General features: G+C 59.8%; 13 protein-coding genes. 3 read left to right on the forward strand and 10 right to left on the reverse strand.

Annotated features, from left to right (window positions below):
• Nucleotides 1-203: 203 nt before the first annotated feature.
• The 9 genes from hbdH to ABIA48_RS26550 all read right to left on the reverse strand — a co-directional run bounded on the left by hbdH (nt 204) and on the right by ABIA48_RS26550 (nt 11,167).
• On the reverse strand, nt 204-977 hold the full coding sequence (gene hbdH, locus ABIA48_RS26510) for a 3-hydroxybutyrate dehydrogenase (RefSeq protein WP_007984643.1): 774 nt from the start codon (nt 975-977) through the stop codon (nt 204-206).
• A 7-nt stretch (nt 978-984) separates the two neighbouring features.
• On the reverse strand, nt 985-2,376 hold the full coding sequence (locus tag ABIA48_RS26515) for a GntP family permease (protein ID WP_310062651.1): 1,392 nt from the start codon (nt 2,374-2,376) through the stop codon (nt 985-987).
• 286 nt (nt 2,377-2,662) lie between these two features.
• Nucleotides 2,663-4,078, reverse strand: coding sequence for a sigma-54 interaction domain-containing protein (locus tag ABIA48_RS26520; RefSeq protein ID WP_429492496.1), 1,416 nt, complete (start codon nt 4,076-4,078; stop codon nt 2,663-2,665).
• 139 nt (nt 4,079-4,217) lie between these two features.
• A complete protein-coding gene (locus tag ABIA48_RS26525; RefSeq protein WP_429492498.1) occupies nt 4,218-5,795 on the reverse strand; it encodes an ABC transporter ATP-binding protein in 1,578 nt (525 codons plus the stop codon).
• A gap of 14 nt (nt 5,796-5,809) precedes the next feature.
• Nucleotides 5,810-6,832, reverse strand: a complete 1,023-nt coding sequence (locus ABIA48_RS26530) for an ABC transporter permease (protein WP_108228193.1) — start codon at nt 6,830-6,832, stop codon at nt 5,810-5,812.
• The gene (locus tag ABIA48_RS26535; RefSeq protein ID WP_429492500.1) at nt 6,832-7,893 is read right to left on the reverse strand and encodes a microcin C ABC transporter permease YejB; all 1,062 of its coding nucleotides are present in this window, start codon (nt 7,891-7,893) and stop codon (nt 6,832-6,834) included. The genes ABIA48_RS26530 and ABIA48_RS26535 overlap by 1 nt, the downstream gene beginning before the upstream one ends.
• A complete protein-coding gene (locus ABIA48_RS26540; RefSeq protein ID WP_429492502.1) occupies nt 7,893-9,761 on the reverse strand; it encodes an extracellular solute-binding protein in 1,869 nt (622 codons plus the stop codon). The genes ABIA48_RS26535 and ABIA48_RS26540 overlap by 1 nt, the downstream gene beginning before the upstream one ends.
• Before the next feature lie 135 nt (nt 9,762-9,896).
• Nucleotides 9,897-10,178, reverse strand: coding sequence for a peptidylprolyl isomerase (locus ABIA48_RS26545; protein WP_007984657.1), 282 nt, complete (start codon nt 10,176-10,178; stop codon nt 9,897-9,899).
• A 107-nt stretch (nt 10,179-10,285) separates the two neighbouring features.
• The gene (locus ABIA48_RS26550) at nt 10,286-11,167 is read right to left on the reverse strand and encodes an esterase/lipase family protein (RefSeq protein ID WP_429492504.1); all 882 of its coding nucleotides are present in this window, start codon (nt 11,165-11,167) and stop codon (nt 10,286-10,288) included.
• A gap of 338 nt (nt 11,168-11,505) precedes the next feature.
• Between ABIA48_RS26550 and ABIA48_RS26555 the strand changes: the two genes are divergently transcribed.
• On the forward strand, nt 11,506-12,570 hold the full coding sequence (locus ABIA48_RS26555; protein WP_429492506.1) for a hypothetical protein: 1,065 nt from the start codon (nt 11,506-11,508) through the stop codon (nt 12,568-12,570).
• 50 nt (nt 12,571-12,620) lie between these two features.
• Here ABIA48_RS26555 and ABIA48_RS26560 read toward each other — a convergent pair whose 3' ends face one another.
• Nucleotides 12,621-13,709 carry a 3-deoxy-7-phosphoheptulonate synthase gene (locus ABIA48_RS26560; RefSeq protein ID WP_429492507.1) on the reverse strand — a complete coding sequence of 363 codons (1,089 nt, stop codon included), beginning with the start codon at nt 13,707-13,709 and terminating at the stop codon, nt 12,621-12,623.
• Nucleotides 13,710-14,442: 733 nt separating this feature from the next.
• Between ABIA48_RS26560 and ABIA48_RS26565 the strand changes: the two genes are divergently transcribed.
• Nucleotides 14,443-14,880, forward strand: a complete 438-nt coding sequence (locus ABIA48_RS26565) for a GNAT family N-acetyltransferase (RefSeq protein ID WP_429492509.1) — start codon at nt 14,443-14,445, stop codon at nt 14,878-14,880.
• A gap of 136 nt (nt 14,881-15,016) precedes the next feature.
• A complete protein-coding gene (gacA, locus tag ABIA48_RS26570) occupies nt 15,017-15,658 on the forward strand; it encodes a response regulator transcription factor GacA (RefSeq protein ID WP_008015884.1) in 642 nt (213 codons plus the stop codon).

The following is a 15,658-nucleotide window of genomic DNA, read 5'->3' on the forward strand; positions in this document are numbered from 1 at the left end:
TTTATGCCTTCACACAAGCTGATGTGGCGCAGGCTTTTGTGGCGAGGGGGCTTGTGTGGCGAGGGGGCTTGCCCCCGTTGGGTGGCGAAGCCGCCCCAAAAACCTGCCCCCGATTTCAATTCATATACCGCGAGTATTGAATTTACGACTGCTGCGCAGCCGAACGGGGGCGAGCCCCCTCGCCACAGGGGTCTGGCAGATGATTACTGCGCCAACCACCCACCGTCCACATTCCACGCCGCGCCACGTACCTGGCTGCCGGCTTCGCTGCACAGGAACAGCACCAGTTCACCCAATTGCGGTGGTGTCACGAACTCCAGCGACGGCTGTTTCTCGGCGAGCAAATCATGCTGCGCCTGCTGTGGATCAACCCCGCTCGCGGCGCGATCATCGATCTGTTTCTGCACCAGCGGCGTCAGCACCCAGCCTGGGCAAATCGCGTTGCAGGTGACCTGGGTGGTCGCGGTTTCCAGTGCGACCACTTTGGTCAGGCCGATCACGCCGTGCTTGGCGGCGACATAGGCAGCCTTGCCCACCGAACCGACCAGGCCATGCACCGAGGCAATGTTGATCACCCGGCCCCAACCCTTGGCGCGCATGCCCGGCAGGCTCAAGCGGGTGCTGTGGAACACCGACGACAGGTTGATGGCGATGATCGAATCCCAGCGTTCCACCGGAAACTCATCCACTGCTGCCACGTGTTGAATGCCAGCGTTGTTGACCAGAATGTCGACGCCGCCGAACTCACGCTCGGCGTAGGCGATCATGTCGGCAATTTGTGCCGGATCGCTGACATCGGCCGGATGATGGCCGACCTTGCCGCCAAACTGTTCCACCTCGGCAATAACTTTGGACGCATCGCCGAAACCATTGAGGATCAGGTTGGCCCCGGCCTTGGCCAGACTGAGGGCTATCCCCAGGCCGATGCCGCTGGTGGAACCGGTGACCAGTGCAGTCTTGCCCGAAAGAGTCGTCATGAATACCTCACACAATGCCAGTGGCGTAGAAAGTGCCGATCACCACGAAAACCGCCAGGGTCTTGATCAGCGTAATACAGAAAATGTCTTTGTAAGCTTCGCGATGGGTCAGGCCGGTAACTGCCAGCAGGGTAATGACCGCGCCGTTGTGCGGCAGGGTGTCCATGCCGCCGCTGGCCATCGCGGCGACCCGGTGCAGCACTTCCAGCGGAATGTTCGCCGCATGGGCGGCACTGATGAATTGCTCGGACATCGCTGCCAGCGCGATGCTCATGCCACCCGAGGCGGAACCGGTAATACCGGCCAGCAAGGTCACGGTAATCGCTTCATTGACCAGTGGATTGGGAATGCTCTTGAGCCAGTCGGCCAGCACCAGAAAGCCGGGCAAGGACGCGATCACGGCGCCGAAACCATATTCCGAGGCGGTGTTCATTGCCGCCAGCAGCGCCCCGCTGACCGCGCTTCTACTGCCTTCGGCGAGCTTGCCGCGAATCGCCTGGAAGCCAAACACCAGCACCATGAGGATGCCGACCAGCAAGGCTGCCTGTACCGCCCAGATCGCCGTGAGCTTGGCAATGTCGGTGGTCACCGGCGCAGCCATGCCCGGCAGCGCGAGGCTGTGGGTCTTGCCGTACACCTGCGGAATCCATCGGGTGAACAGCAGGTTCATGATGCCCACCGCCAGCAGCGGCGACAGCGCGAGCCACGGGTTGGGCAGCTTGAGGTCGGCGGCGGTTTCCGGCTCGTTGCGCAGCTGCGAACCATAGCCTTCACCGGCGCGCTGCGCCTTGTTGCGCTGACGCTGGAGAAACAGCATGCCGGCGCAGAACACGAAGATCGTGCCGATCAAGCCCAGCCACGGCGCCGCCCACGCGGTGGTGTTGAAGAATGTGCTGGGGATGATGTTCTGGATTTGTGGCGTGCCGGGCAGGGCATCCATGGTGAACGAGAACGCGCCGAGGGCGATGGTCGCCGGGATCAGCCGCTTGGGGATATTGCTCTGGCGGAACATCTCGGCGGCAAACGGATAAACCGCGAACACCACCACAAACAACGATACGCCGCCGTAGGTCAGCAGGGCGCAAACCAGCACGATCACCAGCATCGCCTGGCGGGTGCCGAGCAAGCGAATCGCCGCCGCGACGATGGAGCGCGAGAAACCGGAAAGTTCGATCAGCTTGCCGAACACCGCGCCGAGCAGGAATACCGGGAAGTACAGTTTGACGAAACCGACCATTTTCTCCATGAACACCCCGGTGAAGGCCGGGGCGACGGCAGAGGGGTCAGTCAGCAGGACGGCGCCGAGGGCGGCAATCGGGGCAAAAAGGATAACGCTGTAGCCACGGTAGGCAGCCAGCATCAGCAGCGCGAGCGCTGCCAAGGCAATGATCACACTCATGGTGTGTCTCTCCTGGGTTGTTATTTTTGTAGGGTGAAACCGGGTAGAGAGGCGTATAGCGAGTTTTGTGCCAAGAAGCTAACTTGTTGAAATATAAGGATATATTTTCAAGGTAGTGAGGTTGTCAGACACTTTTGTCTCTATTTTGAGACTTTCGTTGGGAGTGCTGGCCTCTTCGCGAGCAAGCCCGCTCCCACAGTTGACCGCGTTGGCTCGGAGAATGCCTTCTTCTGTGGGAGCGGGCTTGCTCGCGAAGGTCTGTCTAATAATGGAGATTTACGTCTCTTTATTGAGATTCGGCAATCCCCAGCGCCACCATCTTCTTGTACAACGTCGACCGCCCAAGCCCCAATCGCGCCGCTGCTTCAATTACCTTGCCCCCGCATTGCGCGAGGGTGGTTTCGATCAGTTGCCGGTCAAATCGCTCCCGCGCCGCACTGAATGTCTCGTGGGCAATCGGCTCGATGGTTACAGGCGCCATGCGCTCCACCGGGGTGAACGTACCAATCGCCGCACGGATGTCCGCCACCGTCAGGCGCAAGTCATCACTGAGCAACGCGGCCCGCTCCAGCACATTGCGCAGTTCCCGGATGTTCCCCGGCCAGGCGTGTTGCCCCAACAGCTCCAGGGCTTCGTGGTGCAGTTCATGCTGGCTGCGCAGTTCCTCAAGAATCGCCTCACTGAGCGCCGGCACGTCATCGAGGCGATCGCGCAGGGGGGGAACCTGGATCGGCAGCACATTGAGCCGGTAATACAAGTCGGCGCGGAATTCGCCGCGCTTGATGGCGGCTTGGAGGTCGGTCGAGGTCGCAGCGATCACCCGCACATCGCTCTGGATCACTTCATTGGAGCCTACCGGCTCGAATTCCTTTTCCTGCAACACTCGCAGCAGTTTGCTTTGCAGGGGCAGCGGCATATCGCCGATTTCATCGAGGAACAACGTGCCGCCCTGGGCGATCTGCAATTTACCGGCGCGGCCCTTGCGGTCGGCACCGGTAAACGCGCCGGGGGCAGTGCCAAAGAACTCGGCTTCCAGCAACGCTTCGGGGATCGCCGCGCTGTTGATGCTGACAAAGGCCTTGTGCGCACGGGGCGAGGCATTGTGGATCGCCTGGGCCAGCAACTCCTTGCCGGTGCCGGTTTCGCCGAGCAGCAACACCGGCGATTCGGTACTCGCACTGCGCCGGGCGCGACGTTTGACTTCCAGGCTGGCGGCGCTGGTGCCGATGAAGTGGGCGAAGTTGTATTTGGTCTGCCGGGCGCGCAGCAGCGAGCGGGTGGAGGCCAGTTCTTCCTGCATGCTCATGTAGCGCTTGAGCATCGGCGACAGGCTGCGCAGTTCGTCGAACAGGGCGAAACCGATGGCACCGATCACCACGCCGGCGTCATCGTGAATCGGCAGGCGCATGACCACCAGCGGCTCTTTGGGCGTGTCTTGCATATCCAGCAGAATCGGCCGGCCGGTGCGCACCACTTCACGCAACAGGCTGCCGGGGATCACGCTTTCGCAGGGCTTGCCGATCGCACCCTCCGCCGATTGCAGACCGAAGCGCCGGGCATAGCGCTCATTCATCCAGACGATGTTGGCATCGCGGTCGACAATCACCGTGCCTTCACTCGATTGCTCGATGATTTCGAACAACGAGCGGATCGCCAGCAGGCGAACGCGCTGGTAGTCCTTGAGGCTTTCGGTGGTGTTCATGGGTTTGATCCTGATGATTTATTGCCTGTGCCGGCCTCTTCGCGAGCAAGCCCGCTCCCACACTCGATCTGTGTCGCTCACAAATCCCCTGTGGGAGCGGGCTTGCTCGCGAAGGCCGCGCCGCGATCTAACGGCAAGATTATGCCTGCCCCAACAACGCCGCCGCCAACAGCTCTTTGGTGTACGGATGCTGCGGTGAATCAAACACTTGATGACTGGCGCCGCGTTCCACTACTTTGCCGTCCTTGACCACGATCATGTCGTGGGCCAGGGCACGCACCACCGCCAGGTCATGGCTGATGAACAGGTAGGTCAAACCGTGTTTTTCCTGAAGCTGGCGGAGCAGGGCGACCACCTGTTTCTGCACTGTGCGGTCCAGCGCCGAGGTCGGTTCGTCGAGCAGGATCAGCGCAGGCTTGAGCACCAGCGCCCGGGCAATGGCGATGCGCTGGCGCTGGCCGCCGGAGAATTCGTGGGGATAGCGATGGCGACTTTGCGGGTCGAGGCCGACTTCGCTGAGTGCCCGGATCACTTCGGCGTTGCACTCTTCGGTGCTCAACTGGCTGTGCACTTCCAGGCCTTCGCTGATGATCTGCGCTACCGACATTCGCGGACTGAGGCTGCCGAAGGGGTCCTGGAACACCACCTGCATCTTCTTGCGCCACGGTCGTAGTTGTTTTTGCGTCAGGCCGTCCAGCGTCTGGCCTTGAAAGCGGATGCTGCCTTCGGAGTCGAGCAAACGCAGGATCGCCTGGCCAAGGGTGGACTTGCCGGAGCCGGACTCGCCGACGATGCCCAGGGTCTTGCCGCGCTGGATGTTCAGGCTGATGCCATCGACGGCGCGCAGCCAGGTCTTGCGCTGAAACAGGCCACCACCGACGGGAAACCGCACGTGCAGGTTGTCCACCTCCAGCACGTTTTCGCGCTCGTCCCGGGGCAAGGCTTCGCCCTCGGGTTCGGCGTGCAGCAATAGGCAGCTGTAAGGGTGCTTCGGTTCGGTGAACAGGATTTCGCATGGCGCCTGCTCGACGATTTCCCCGGCCTTCATCACGCACACGCGCTGGGCGATGCTGCGCACCAGATTGAGGTCATGGCTGATCAGCAGCAGCGACATGCCCAGCCGCTGTTGCAGGGATTTGAGCAGCAGCAGGATCTTGCGCTGCACCGTCACATCCAGCGCGGTGGTCGGTTCGTCGGCGATCAGCAGTTCCGGTTCGCAAGCCAGGGCCATGGCAATCATCACCCGCTGGCGCTGCCCGCCGGACAATTGATGGGGGTAGGCCTTGAGGCGTTCCTCGGGCTTCTGGATGCCGACCAGGTGCAGCAACTCAAGGATCCGCTCTTGTGCCGCTTTGCCCGCCAGGCCTTTGTGCACCAGCAAGGTTTCACCGATCTGTTTTTCGATGCTGTGCAGCGGGTTGAGGGACGTCATCGGCTCCTGGAAGATCATCGCGATGCGGTTGCCGCGCAGTTGTCGCAACTTGCCGGTATCGGCGCCCACCAGTTCCTGGCCGCGATAGCGGATGCTGCCCGTCGTTTCGGTATCGGTTTGCGGCAGCAATTGCAGGATCGAGTGGGCCGTCACCGACTTGCCCGAACCCGATTCACCCACCAACGCCAGGCATTCGCCGGGGCGGATATCCAGGCACAGATTGCGCACCACGGTCTGGCCGCTGAAGGCCACGCTGAGGTCACGGATTTCGATCAGGTTGGTCATCTCTACATTCCCAATCAAGAGCGCGGATCAAAAGCGTCGCGCAAGGCTTCGCCGATGAACACCAGTAACGAAAGAATCAGCGCCAGGGTGAAAAACGCCGTCAGGCCCAGCCACGGCGCTTGCAGGTTTTGCTTGCCCTGACCGATCAGTTCGCCCAGGGAAGCGCTGCCGGCCGGCATGCCGAAGCCGAGGAAGTCCAGGGCCGTCAGGGTGGAAATCGCCCCGGTCAGAATGAACGGCAAGTAGCTCAAGGTTGCGTTCATGGCGTTGGGCAAAATGTGCCGGACTATGACTTTGCGGTCGGTCAGGCCCAGCGCGCGGGCGGCCTTGACGTATTCCAGATTGCGCCCGCGCAGGAACTCGGCGCGCACCACATCCACCAGGGCCAGCCATGAAAACAGCGCCATGATTCCCAGCAGCCACCAGAAGTTCGGCTCGACGAAGCCCGACAGGATGATCAGCAGGTACAGCACCGGCAACCCGGACCAGACTTCCAGCAACCGCTGGCCGAGCAAATCCACCCAGCCGCCGTAATAGCCTTGCAGGGCGCCGGCCGCGATGCCAATCAACGCGCTGACAAACGTCAGCATCAAGGCAAACAGGATCGACACCCGGGCGCCGAAGATCACCCGGGCCAGTACGTCCCGCGCCTGGTCGTCGGTGCCCAGCCAATTGACGCTGGAGGGTGGACTGGGTGCGGGTTTGTTCAGGTCATAGTTGGGCGTGTCGTCACTGAACGGAATCGGCGGAAACAGCAACCAGCCGCCGTCCTTCTTGATCAGTTGCTGTACGTAATCGCTGCGGTAGTCGGCCTGGAACGGCAGTTGCCCGCCGAACTCCTGCTCGGTGTGGCGCTTGAAGGCCGGGAAGTACCACTGGCCTTGATAACTGACCATCAGCGGTTTGTCGTTGGCGATCAGTTCGCCGCCCAGGGTCATCAGGAACAGGCCGACAAACAGCCAGAGCGACCACCAGCCCCGACGGTTTTTCTTGAAACGCTCGAAGCGGCGACGCGCCAACGGTGAAAGCTTGAGCATCAGGCGTTCCTCGCGGCGAAATCGATACGCGGGTCAACCAGGGTGTAGCAGAGGTCGCCGGCCAGTTTTATCAAAAGGCCGAACAGGGTGAAGATGAACAGCGAGCCGAACACCACGGGATAGTCCCGTGATACCGCCGCTTCGTAGCTCATGCGGCCCAGGCCGTCGAGGGAGAAGATCACTTCGATCAGCAGGGAGCCGGCAAAGAACACACTGATGAACGCCTGGGGGATGCCCGATACCACCAGCAGCATGGCGTTGCGGAACACGTGCCCATACAACACCCGTCGTTCACTCAGCCCCTTGGCCCGGGCGGTGACCACGTACTGGCGGGTGATTTCATTGAGGAACGAGTTTTTGGTCAGGATGGTCAGCGTGGCGAAGCCGCCGATCACCAGCGCGGTCACCGGTAACACCAGATGCCAGAAGTAGTCGGCCACTTTGCCGATGGTCGACAGCGATTCGAAGTTGTCAGAAACCAGTCCGCGGACCGGGAACCAGTTCAACGAAGTACCACCGGCAAAGACCACGATCAGGAACATCGCAAACAGGAACGCCGGCATGGCATAGCCGATGATGATCGCGGTACTGCTCCAGATATCGAAATGGCTGCCATGGTGCACGGCCTTGCGGATGCCCAGGGGAATCGACACCAGGTAGGTGATCAGCGTCGCCCAGAGCCCGAGGGAAATGGTCACGGGCATTTTTTCGAGGATCAGGTCGGTGACGGTGGCACCACGGAAGAAGCTCTTGCCGAAGTCCAGGCGCGCGTAACTGGTGAGCATCAGCCAGAGGCGCTCGTGTGCCGGTTTATCGAAACCGTACTGTTTTTCAATGTCCTTGATCAGCTGCGGATCGAGCCCGCGACTGGACCGGGACTTGCCGCTCATGGCTTCGCCGGAGCCGCCGCCAACCGTGGCGCCGCCAATGCCTTGCAGGTGCGCGATGGCCTGTTCGACCGGCCCGCCCGGCGCCGCCTGGACGATGACAAAGTTGACCAGAAGAATGATCACCAGTGTCGGAATGATCAGCAGCAGGCGCCGTAATATGTAAGCCCACATCAATGCGGCCCTCCGGGTTTGCCTCGGCTGATACGCTCCGCCGTCATCTGTTGGTTGGTCAATGGCGTGGGGCTCATCTCCCACCAGCTCTCGATGGCTTCGTCATTGCTCGCATGCACGTTCGGGATGCCGAAGCGGTTCCACCACACTGTAGAAGTGCCCGGCGGGTAATAGTTGGGAATCCAGTAGTAATTCCATTGCAGCACACGGTCCAGGGCATGGGCGTAATGCAGCATGTCCGCCTGGGTATTGGCGCGCACCAGCCCGGTAATCAGGGTGTCCACAGCCGGGTTCTTCAACACCATGTAGTTGTTGGAGCCAGGGTCGGTGGCCGCTGCCGAGCCGAAATAATTGAGCAGTTCGTTTCCCGGAGAAGTGGTGACCGGGTAGCCGGTGACAATCATGTCGTAGTCGCGGCTCATCAGGCGATTGACGTACTGGGACGGGTCGATGCGGCGGATGTTCAGATCAATGCCGATCTGTTTCAACGTGCGTTTATAGGGCAACAGCAAACGGTCCATGCCGTTCTGACTGACCAGGAACGTGAAACTCAGCGGCTCGCCGTCGGCGTTGACCAACTGATCACCTTCGGGTTTCCAGCCGGCCTGTTCGAGCAATTCCAGGGCCTGCAACTGCTTGTCGCGAATCACGCCGCTGCCATCGGTCTTCGGCGCCTCGAACACCTTGGTGAAGACTTCGTCGGGAATCTGCCCGCGCAGCGGTTCAAGAATCGCCAGCTCGCCAGCATCCGGCAATTGCCGGGCAGCGAGGTTGGTGTTGGAAAAAAAGCTCTGCTGGCGGATGTACATGTCACGCATCATCTGCCGGTTGCTCCACTCGAAATCCCACAGCATCGCCAGTGCCTGGCGTACACGGCGATCCTGGAACATGGGCTTTTGCAGATTGAACACAAAACCCTGGGCCGGTTGCGGTGCCTCGGTGGCGAGGTGGGCCTTTTGCAGGCGACCGTCGCTCAGGGCCGGGCTGTCGTAGCCGATGGAGTATGCGGTAGCGGAAAACTCCCGGTTGTAATCATAGGCGCCGCCGCGCAACACCTGGCGTGCGACGTCGGTATCGCCAAAGTACTCGATGCTGAAATGATCGAAGTTGTACAGGCCGCGGCTGACCGGCAGGTCCTTGCCCCACCAGTCGGGGTTGCGCTCGAAAGTGATGCTGCGCCCGGAATCGATCTTGCCGACTTTATAGGGGCCACTGCCCAGCGGTGCTTCATAGCCGCCGCCACTGGCGAAATCACGGCTCTTCCACCAGTGTTCGGGAAACACCGGCAAGGTCGCGATGTCCAGGGGCAGGGTGCGATTTTCGTTGTTCTTGAAATCAAAGCGGACAGTCAGTGGCGATTCCACTTCGACGCCTTTGACGTCGGCGAACTGGGTACGGTAACGCAGACTGCCCTGGGTCATCAGCAGGTTGAAGGTATAACGCACGTCTTCAGCGGTAATCGGTTTGCCATCGGCAAAGCACGCCTTGGGGTTGAGGTAAAAGCGCAGGGAAAGACCGTCTTCGGAGCGCTCCATCTTCTCTGCCACCAGGCCGTACACGGTGTACGGCTCGTCCAGCGAGCGCTGGGCCAGTGGTGAATAGAGCAGGCCGTCGATCTGCGTAACGCCGATACCTTTGTCGATGTACGGCAGGATATGGTCGAACTGGCCGATTTCAATCGCCGAGCGGCGCAGGGTGCCGCCCTTGGGGGCTTGCGGGTTGGTATAGGCGAAGTGACTGAAACCGGCAGGGTATTTCGCCGGTTCACCGTAAACGGTCAACGCATGCTGCGGTTCAGCATTCACACCAGCGGCACCCATCAGCAGGGCCACGGCAGTGAACAACAAGGTAGAGAAAGCCGGTCGCATTGTCAGCCTTAGAGCCGGGTGGTCGTTAACGACAATTTGTACGCTAGCGGCGCGTCCCTCGCCAGCCGTATTACGCGTGGGAAACACAACGGCCCACCAAAAGGCGGGCCGTTGTGTGAATAGCTCAAGCGTGAATCAGTCCTGGCGACTGGTCACTTCCAGCAGGTGGTAACCGAACTGGGTCTTGACCGGGCCCTGGACCACATTGATCGGTGCGCTGAAGACCACGGTGTCGAATTCCTTGACCATCTGGCCCGGACCGAACGAACCCAGGTCACCGCCCTGGCGGCTCGAAGGGCAGGTGGAGTTTGCCTTGGCAACTTCGGCAAAATCAGCGCCAGCCTCGATTTGGGCCTTGAGTTCGTTGCACTTGGCTTCGGAAGCAACAAGGATGTGACGGGCAGTGGCTTTAGCCATGGGAAAATACTCCTTTCAATATACGGTAAAGTGCTGAGCCTACCGGATTCAGTGAGCTATTTCTCCTCAAAGTTCCGTTCCACGCAGGATCCACGGCAGTTCGCGCCTCAAAGGCCGGCCTCTCGCAAGCGCTCGGCATGTTGTACAAACAGTTCAATCGGGTCGACACCTGTGCGCAGTTGGCCGGTCGGCTGGCCAATGGTGTCCAGGTGATCCAGCGGATAGTCGGAGCGGATAACAGTACCCAGGTGGGAGCTGAAGCGACCGACCATGCCGTCGTTCTGCTCGCCTTCAGTGACGAAATAGCCAGCCAGGGCCCGACAGAAAGCGTGGAAGGGGGCGAGCGCATTGAACCCTGCGTCGAGGGCATTCGACTGCAGGACGCCGCTCCACGAGTAGTAACGAACACCGTTGACCTGTTCGCTCCCCTTGCCACCCCAGGTTGTCGGCAGTCCTTGCGGGTATTTGTCGTTGAATGCGCCTACGCCTTCGGTGGTCAGCGCGTTGAGGGCCGCAATCGCGTTCCGTGGCAGGTACTGGTTGTCGCTTAATGTTGCCAGAAAGTCGGCGAACAAGGTCACCACCGTCTCGGCCACATGTTCCGGCAGGCTGCCCGGTGTCAGTGCCTTGCGCAGGAAGTCGGCCAGTTCCGAACCATGATTCGGCCCGCTGACGGAGGTCACCGAAGCCACACTGTGTGGCGCAATGGCTGCAGCATAACGTGCGGTCAGTGCGCCCTGGCTATGGCCTATGAGGTTGACTTTGCTTGCGCCGGTTCCTTCCAGTACCCGCTCGATCTGTGCGAGCAATTGGTCACCGCGTACCTCGTTGTCATGGGTGGCCGACAGGTGGGGAACGAACACCCTTGCTCCGGCGTTCCGCAGCGCCTGCCTTATGTCGTGAAAGAGTTCGAATTTGCCGATTCTTTCGAAGCCGAATAGGCCGTGGATCAGCAGGATTGGATAACAAGTATTTGCATTCCGTTGCATGTTCGTACCTTTTCGAAGAAGTTCGCTGGGACTGAATTGCGCTTCACTCTAAAACACTCGACGTAGGTGCGATGTCTGAAAAGTCCGCTGAAAGGTGCAGAAAACGGCATAGAGCAAGTACGAATGCTCTAATGCAGATGCGGGTTTGTTCGGAATGTTTGGACATCTATTTGGCTGACTCTGGCTGCGTACGGGTAAAGACCTACCTCGTAAGCGTCGATTTTCCGAGCCCGCCAGAGCGACCACCTGACAGCGTGGATCTTCACGGTGAGGTTCAATAGTCGTCATTCAATGTCGGCAATCCGGTCGACATGTGTTCCAAGGACTGGAGCGGATAAATGATCACTTATGAAGCCAATACCCCTGAGTACGCGCAGCTACTGTTACCGGCACCTTTATTGGAGGAGGCGGAAAACGGTGTGTTGAACCCCTCGGATAGAAAAGCCGTCGTCAAGGTCCAGCCTTATCCAGAGATGGCCTGTGGAGACAGGCTGCTGTTGAGTTGGGCAGGCCTGGATGCCGATGGCCTCGTCTACCGACATCAACTGTCGCGCTTTGTCAGTGAGGATCGAGTGGGAAAGGAGATTGTCTTCGCGGTTGGCGGCACGCACATTGCTGCACTTGAAGGGGGGGCTGTCGAAATCTGGTACACGCTCGCCAGTGCACGTTTTGCCGGGCCGGTGCATTCCCGTCGATTGCAGTTAAACGTGGGCGATGTCAGATCCGACTTGCTGCCGGTGATAGTGAACGATTCGGTGGGCGGAACGCTTGATCCGGATCGGGTCAAGGAAGGGGCGGTCGTCACGATCAAACCTTATTCGCGCATGGCGGCGGGCGACTGGGTGTTGCTGACCTGGACGGGCGTTACACCTGAAGGAAGTTTCAGTGATGTGTTGAAGGTCGAAGCCTTTGCCGTGGGGGACGAGCTGTCATTCTGGGTCAGTCCCGAGTGTTTGGCGCCCAATCTCGGCTCCACCGTTACCGTCGGTTATTGCGTTAAGCAATCCGGGCAGGCGCCCCGTTACTCGGAACCGACGGCACTATTGATCGGCACGCTGCAGCGGGGCCCGCTGTCCTCACCCAGCGTGCTGGAGGTCGACGAAGGCTGGCTGGACTTGCAGGATGCGCAAGATGGCGTGACCATCATCATCGAACAGGCCCAGGCCGAAGAAGGGGAGCTGGTTTACCTCAAGTGCGACGGGGAGAGATTCAATCACCGTGATGATCGCGAAATATCGCGAGAAACCGCCGGCCAACCGTTGGTGTTCATCGTTCCCTACCGGTTCTGGCGTGAACATCAGGGCTCGACGATAAGCGTCTCCTATTCAGTCGAGCGCCTTGACGATACCAGTCAGCAATCGGAGAAAACGTGGGTGCAGGTGCAATCGCCAATTAGCTGTTGATGGGTCGTTGCCATCCAGTCTTCGGTTCAAGACTGGATGGCAACCCGGTGTCACACCGGTTGCCGGGTGTTGTGCTGAATGCGCAACCGGTCTGCCGCCTTACGCAACAAATCTTCCGTCCCGGCCCAGCCCAGGCAGCCATCGGTCACCGACACGCCGTATTGCAATGACGAGCCCAGAGGCTGGCAACCCTCGAATAAGTGACTCTCGATCATCATGCCGATCAGCGAGCGATCACCTTGCAGGCGTTGCTCCAGCACATCATTGAATACCGCCGGTTGGCGCAGCGGGTCTTTGCCACTATTGGCGTGGCTGCAATCGACCATGATTCGGGCAGGAATCTTGAGCCTGGTCAGGTCGCTGTTCACTTGGGCGACGCTGGCGCGGTCATGGTTCGGCCCGCGATGGCCGCCGCGCAATACCAGATGAGTGTCCGCATTGCCCGGTGTTTGAATGATCGCCGGATGTCCCTGGCTATCGACACCGAAATGGCGGTGTGGATGGGCTGCCGAACGCATGGCGTCGCTGGCGACACCGACACCTCCGTCAGTCCCGTTCTTGAAACCGACCGGCATCCCCAGGCCGCTGGCCATTTCCCGGTGGATTTGCGATTCCGTCGTCCGGGCGCCAATCGCCACCCAGCTCAACAGATCGTCGAAGTAGCCGGCCGCCATCGGTTGCAACAGTTCGGTAGCCACCGGCAGGCCCAGTCGGAGCATCTCGCGCATCAACTCACGGGACAGCGTCAAGCCACCGGCCATGTCGTCGCTGCCATCCAGGTGCGGATCGTAGGCCAGGCCTTTCCAGCCGACAGTGGTGCGGGGTTTTTCGACATACGCGCGCATCACCAGCAGCATTTCGTCGTTGACTTCAGCGGCGAGGCGGGCAAGGTTGCCGGCGTACTCCAGGGCTGATTTCGGGTCGTGAATCGAGCAAGGGCCGACGATGACCAGCAGGCGGGAATCTTCGCCGTTGAGGATTGCGCGAACCGCTTGGCGGTGGGCATTGACTTGCTGGGTCAGGGCGTTATTGAGGGGCAATTGCTGTTTGAGTTGCAATGAGCTGGGCAGGCGCAGGGTCAGCGCTTCATTGGCAGGGCTCAAGGCGGACAGCGGTAGTGCAGAGACGGACGAGTTCATATTCAAGGCTTCCTGGGCTGGTGGCGGGTTCGTGCCCGCGCGCTCGGCCCTACTGGGGTGTTCGACAATTGGCCAAATCGGCTGCGTGTGTGTGCTTGCCACCTGTGGGTGACCGATCGGAGGCGGCAGGCTGTCCCGAGCGGAGGGTGGTAAATCGCCAGGCGGTAAAACTGTCGTAACGGTAGTAAGTGGCGTAGTTCATGTTTTGAATCCTCTAAATGTCTGGTGTGTCGCTAAAAATGTGGGGGGCTGAAAAAACAAAACCCCCGGTCGGGAGGCCGACCGGGGGTTGAGAATTCTCTGGTGGCGACCCGTTTAAAGTGGGCGCCGTGTGGGTATCAGGCGCGCCAGTGGCTAAACCAATACCCAAAATAAAAGCTGACCGGAGCACAACCGTCGTTCACCCGGGCAGCCGCAACCGAGCGCAGGGCGCTGGCGGTACGAAGCTGTAAGAGGGTACTGAACATGGTCTGTCTCCGATGGATGGGCCGAGCTTACTAGAGGCCGGTACGCAGATTCAATCAGAAAATGCTATTGGCCAATGACGATGCTTTCTATCGCTTGAGTGCCCCGAAGGTTGTGACACACTCTGTGCCTCAACAAAAAGCACATCGTCACAAGGACGCACCATGACGGTACTGACCCTCGCCACTGCTGAATCGATCGCCATCGCCGCAGACCTCGCCGGCAATATCGCCAGGCATGGCGGTGCAACAGGTGGCACGGAGCAAGCATGGTAGAGTGCCAATGGCGACCGGCAACGCCTGATGACCTGGTATTCGCCCGCGAGCTGACCTGTAAAGGCATGCTGCGTTACTACATTCAGCATGATTTGTTGTGGCAGGACGAAGCGTTTGACGTGGCCTGGGTTGGGCGAGACAACCGATTGATTACATGGGGCGACAAAGTGGCGGGTTATGTCAGTCTGAGTCGCGATGCGAGAGCGTTGTACATCCGCGAATTGCACGTCGCCGAAACGTTTCGTGGGCAGGGCATTGGGTCCTGGGTGATCGATCAGGTACTGGCTGTCGCACGCAAGGAGTGGCGCCCGGCGTTGCGCCTGACGGTATTCGAAAACAACCCGGCGCAAGCGTTGTATGAACGCAAGGGATTGAGGGTGGTGGGCAAAGACGAATGTTTCCTGAGAATGCAGCTGGATATCAATCGCTGACATTGCCGCAACACGCTGGCGACAAGCCTTTCAAGATGAATTGAAACTTTTAATCTGACGCTTTCTGCTAGGTCTGTCAGATGCTTTTTGCTAAGGTGTCTGACAACCGAATAAGACCATATCGCGAGGTGTCTGCTTGATTAGGGTGCTAGTAGTCGATGACCATGATCTCGTTCGTACAGGCATTACACGAATGCTGGCTGACATCGATGGCCTGCAAGTAGTCGGCCAGGCCGAGTCGGGTGAGGAATCCCTGCTCAAGGCGCGTGAGCTGAAACCCGATGTGGTGCTGATGGACGTCAAGATGCCGGGTATCGGCGGTCTTGAAGCCACTCGCAAATTGTTGCGCAGTCATCCGGACATCAAGGTCGTCGCGGTGACCGTGTGTGAAGAGGACCCGTTTCCTACACGGCTGTTGCAAGCCGGTGCTGCAGGGTACCTGACCAAGGGGGCAGGGTTGCCGGAAATGGTCCAGGCTATCCGCCTGGTGTTCGCCGGGCAACGCTACATCAGCCCGCAAATAGCCCAGCAACTGGCAATCAAGTCATTCCAGCCCACCAACGATTCTCCTTTCGATGCCTTGTCGGAGCGGGAAATCCAGATTGCGCTGATGATCGTCGGCTGCCAGAAAGTACAGATCATTTCCGACAAATTGTGCCTGTCCCCCAAAACCGTGAACACCTACCGTTACCGCATCTTCGAAAAGCTTTCGATCAGCAGTGATGTCGAGTTGACGCTGTTGGCGGTGCGTCATGGCATGGTCGACGCCAGTCTCTGA

The sequence above is a fragment of the Pseudomonas sp. S30_BP2TU TE3576 genome (assembly GCF_050436025.1).
GTDB lineage: Bacteria > Pseudomonadota > Gammaproteobacteria > Pseudomonadales > Pseudomonadaceae > Aquipseudomonas.

Bases quoted from the DNA above. Each gene is read 5' to 3' on its own strand.
- hbdH (WP_007984643.1), bottom strand. From the start codon at position 977: ATGACGACTCTTTCGGGCAAGACTGCACTGGTCACCGGTTCCACCAGC.
- ABIA48_RS26515 (WP_310062651.1), bottom strand. From the start codon at position 2,376: ATGAGTGTGATCATTGCCTTGGCAGCGCTCGCGCTGCTGATGCTGGCT.
- ABIA48_RS26520 (WP_429492496.1), bottom strand. From the start codon at position 4,078: ATGAACACCACCGAAAGCCTCAAGGACTACCAGCGCGTTCGCCTGCTG.
- ABIA48_RS26525 (WP_429492498.1), bottom strand. From the start codon at position 5,795: ATGACCAACCTGATCGAAATCCGTGACCTCAGCGTGGCCTTCAGCGGC.
- ABIA48_RS26530 (WP_108228193.1), bottom strand. From the start codon at position 6,832: ATGCTCAAGCTTTCACCGTTGGCGCGTCGCCGCTTCGAGCGTTTCAAG.
- ABIA48_RS26535 (WP_429492500.1), bottom strand. From the start codon at position 7,893: ATGTGGGCTTACATATTACGGCGCCTGCTGCTGATCATTCCGACACTG.
- ABIA48_RS26540 (WP_429492502.1), bottom strand. From the start codon at position 9,761: ATGCGACCGGCTTTCTCTACCTTGTTGTTCACTGCCGTGGCCCTGCTG.
- ABIA48_RS26545 (WP_007984657.1), bottom strand. From the start codon at position 10,178: ATGGCTAAAGCCACTGCCCGTCACATCCTTGTTGCTTCCGAAGCCAAG.
- ABIA48_RS26550 (WP_429492504.1), bottom strand. From the start codon at position 11,167: ATGCAACGGAATGCAAATACTTGTTATCCAATCCTGCTGATCCACGGC.
- ABIA48_RS26555 (WP_429492506.1), top strand. From the start codon at position 11,506: ATGATCACTTATGAAGCCAATACCCCTGAGTACGCGCAGCTACTGTTA.
- ABIA48_RS26560 (WP_429492507.1), bottom strand. From the start codon at position 13,709: ATGAACTCGTCCGTCTCTGCACTACCGCTGTCCGCCTTGAGCCCTGCC.
- ABIA48_RS26565 (WP_429492509.1), top strand. From the start codon at position 14,443: ATGGTAGAGTGCCAATGGCGACCGGCAACGCCTGATGACCTGGTATTC.